We start from the raw sequence: 3,114 nt of genomic DNA, 5'->3' as shown, positions 1-3,114 counted from the left end.
AAGTCGACGATTTTCGAGAATCTTGAATCGTTACTCGTAATTCAGGCTGTTGTTCACAGCTGCTCTCGCTAAAGAGCGTTGAATATAAGTGGTCAAGCATTCGTCCGTTAGTACCAGTTAGCTGAACTCATTACTGAGCTTACACATCTGGCCTATCAACCTGGTCGTCTTCCAGGGGACTCTCGCACAAGTGCTTACGAAACCTAATCTTGGAGCGGGCTTCACGCTTAGATGCTTTCAGCGTTTATCCTTTCCGTTCATAGCTATCCAGCCGTGCCACGGGCATGACAACTGGGACACCAGAGGAACGTCCTTCCAAATCCTCTCGTACTAAAGAAGAATCTCCTCAAGTTTCGTGCGCCCACAGCAGATAGGGACCGACCTGTCTCACGACGGTCTGAACCCAGCTCACGTACCACTTTAATCGGCGAACAGCCGAACCCTTGGGAGCTTCTTCACCCCCAGGATGTGATGAGCCGACATCGAGGTGCCAAACCGCATCGCCGCTATGGACGCTCGGATGCGATAAGCCTGTTATCCCCGGAGTACCTTTTATCTGATGAGCGATAGCCCTTCCATTCGGGACTACCGGATCACTATGACCTACTTTCGTATCTGTTCGACCTATGGGTCTCACAGTTAAGCACCCTTCTACCATTGCGCTCTTTGCCTGATGACCAACCAGGCTGAGGGTACCTTTGCACTCCTCCGTTACTCTTTGGGAGGAGACCGCCCCAGTCAAACTGCCCAACTGACACTGTTCCTAGTCTGGATTCACAGAAATTCTAGGTTAGAGCTAAAACATATTCAGGGTGGTATTTCAAGGATGGCTCCATCGACACTGGCGTGCCGACTTCAAAGCCTCCCACCTATCCTACACAAAACATATCTCAGACCAATATCAGCCTACAGTAAAGGTTCACGGGGTCTTTCCGTCTAACTGCGGGAACGTGGCATCTTCACCACGACTACAATTTCACCGGGTCGGTGGTTGAGACAGTGCTCCAGTCATTACGCCTTTCATGCAGGTCGGAACTTACCCGACAAGGAACTTCGCTACCTTAGGACCGTCATAGTTACGGCCGCCGTTTACCGGGGCTTCGGTCGAGAGCTTGCACCCGCTTCCTTAACCTACCGGCACCGGGCAGGCGTCAGACCCTATACATCCTCTTGCGAGTTAGCAGGGTCCTGTGTTTTTGATAAACAGTTGCCAGAGCCGATTTACTGTGACCCCCAGCAGCGTGAACCGCCAGGGGCACCCCTTATCGCGAACTTACGGGGCCATTTTGCAGAGTTCCTTAACCACCGTTCTCCCGAGCGCCTTAGTCTACTCGACTCGCCTACCTGTGTCAGTTTTAGTACGGTTACAGTTGCTTCAACCTTTAGAAGCTTTTCTTGGACGTCCCGCTGATGATTACCTCCGAAGAGTCAGCACCCTAACTTGATGTACGAGGGCGGATTTACCTATCCCTCATCTTGCTAGGGCCCACGGACTGTTCCACCAGTCCGATCACCTTTGAAACGCCGTCCCTCCATCAGTCCACAACCGTAGCGCAGGAATATTGACCTGCTGTCCATCGTCTACGCTTTTCAGCCTCGACTAAGGGACCGGCTAACCCTGGGCGGAATTGCCTTCCCCAGGAAACCTTAGGCTTTCGGCGAACAGGATTCTCACCTGTTTTATCGTTACTCATTCCGGCATAATCACCCGATCGCCCCAACACCGCTCCTTACGGTACGGCTCGTATCTGACGATCGGCGCTCTCCTACCATTCTTTCGAATCCGCTGCTTCGGTGAGATGCTTACTCCCGTTCATTATCGGCGCAGAATTGCTCGACCAGTAAGCTGTTACGCACTTTTTAAATGGTGGCTGCTTCTAAGCCAACATCCTGGTTGTCTCGGCAATTCAACTTCCTTAGTGACTGAGCATCTCTTGGGGACCTTAGCAGACGGTCTGGGTTGTTTCCCTCTCGACCGCGAAGCTTATCCCTCGCGGACTGACTCCTGAGATAGTCACACCGGTATTCGGAGTTTGGTCCAGCAGGGTACCCCGGGAAGGGCCCCAAACCGATTCAGTCTCTCTACCCCCGGTGTGTAGTGGCTCAAGGCTAGCCCAAAAGCTATTTCGGAGAGAACGAGATATCTCCACGTTTGATTAGACTTTCACTCCTCCCCACAAGTCATCCCCTCGGTTTTCAACCCAAGTGGGTTCGGTCCTCCACGCGGTATAACCCGCGCTTCAACCTGCTCATGGGTAGATCACGTGGTTTCGCGTCTACCACCTACGACTAACGCCCTATTAAGACTCGGTTTCCCTCTGGCTACAGCCCGTAAGGCCTTAACCTGCCGCAGACGGTAACTCGCCGGATCATTATGCAAAAGGCACGCCGTCACCCATAAATCGGGCTCCGACCGCTTGTAGGCACATGGTTTCAGGTTCACATACCTCCCCTTGTCGGGGTTCTTCTCATCTTTCACTCGCGCTACTGAGTTCACTATCGGTCATCAGAGAGTATTTAGCCTTGCGGGATGGGCCCCGCCGATTCAATCCAGGTTTCACGTGACTGGACCTACTCAGGTACCTTTCGAGAGGCCACTCAATTTTCGCCTACGGGACTGTCACCCTCTATGGTTGACCTTTCCATGTCATATCGGCTAATCGGTGGCTTTGTAACTCTCATATGAAAGGCCCTACAACCCCCTGAGGAAAATCCTCAAGGTTTGGGCTATTCCGCGTTCGCTCGCCGCTACTGACGGAATCGATTTTTCTTTCTTCTCCTCCAGGTACTTAGATGTTTCAGTTCCCTGGGTTGAACAGGAATCCCGGGATCAACGTTCGTTTGACAACTCCCCCAGGCTTTTCGCAGTCTTCCACGCCTTTTCTTCTGATGCCAAGACATCCCCCATGTGCCCTTAATAGCTTGACCACAAATATTCAAAGCTCGTTTAGGCCTAGCAAGGCCATGCGAACTGAGAACAATCAAACCATTTCGGACTACTTTAATGTGACCAACTTGTCTAAGAGCTGGTCACTGAGATCCGTATCTTGTAACGATTCTAATACGCTGCTGTATCGCAACTCGTTGCTTCACCCTCTCAGGAGAAGACTTGAG

At 51.9% G+C, this 3,114-nt stretch carries 1 rRNA gene; it reads right to left on the bottom strand.

The window, feature by feature from the left end:
• Positions 1-88 precede the first annotated feature (88 nt).
• A 23S ribosomal RNA gene (locus C5Y83_RS01510) occupies positions 89-2,928 on the bottom strand.
• Between the last annotated feature and the right edge of the window lie 186 nt (positions 2,929-3,114).

Origin of the sequence: Blastopirellula marina (assembly GCF_002967765.1) — a bacterium.
Taxonomy (GTDB): Bacteria; Planctomycetota; Planctomycetia; order Pirellulales; family Pirellulaceae; genus Bremerella; species Bremerella marina_A.
Note: the sequence above shows the minus strand (reverse complement) of the source record. Positions and strands in the feature narration are given on the sequence as shown.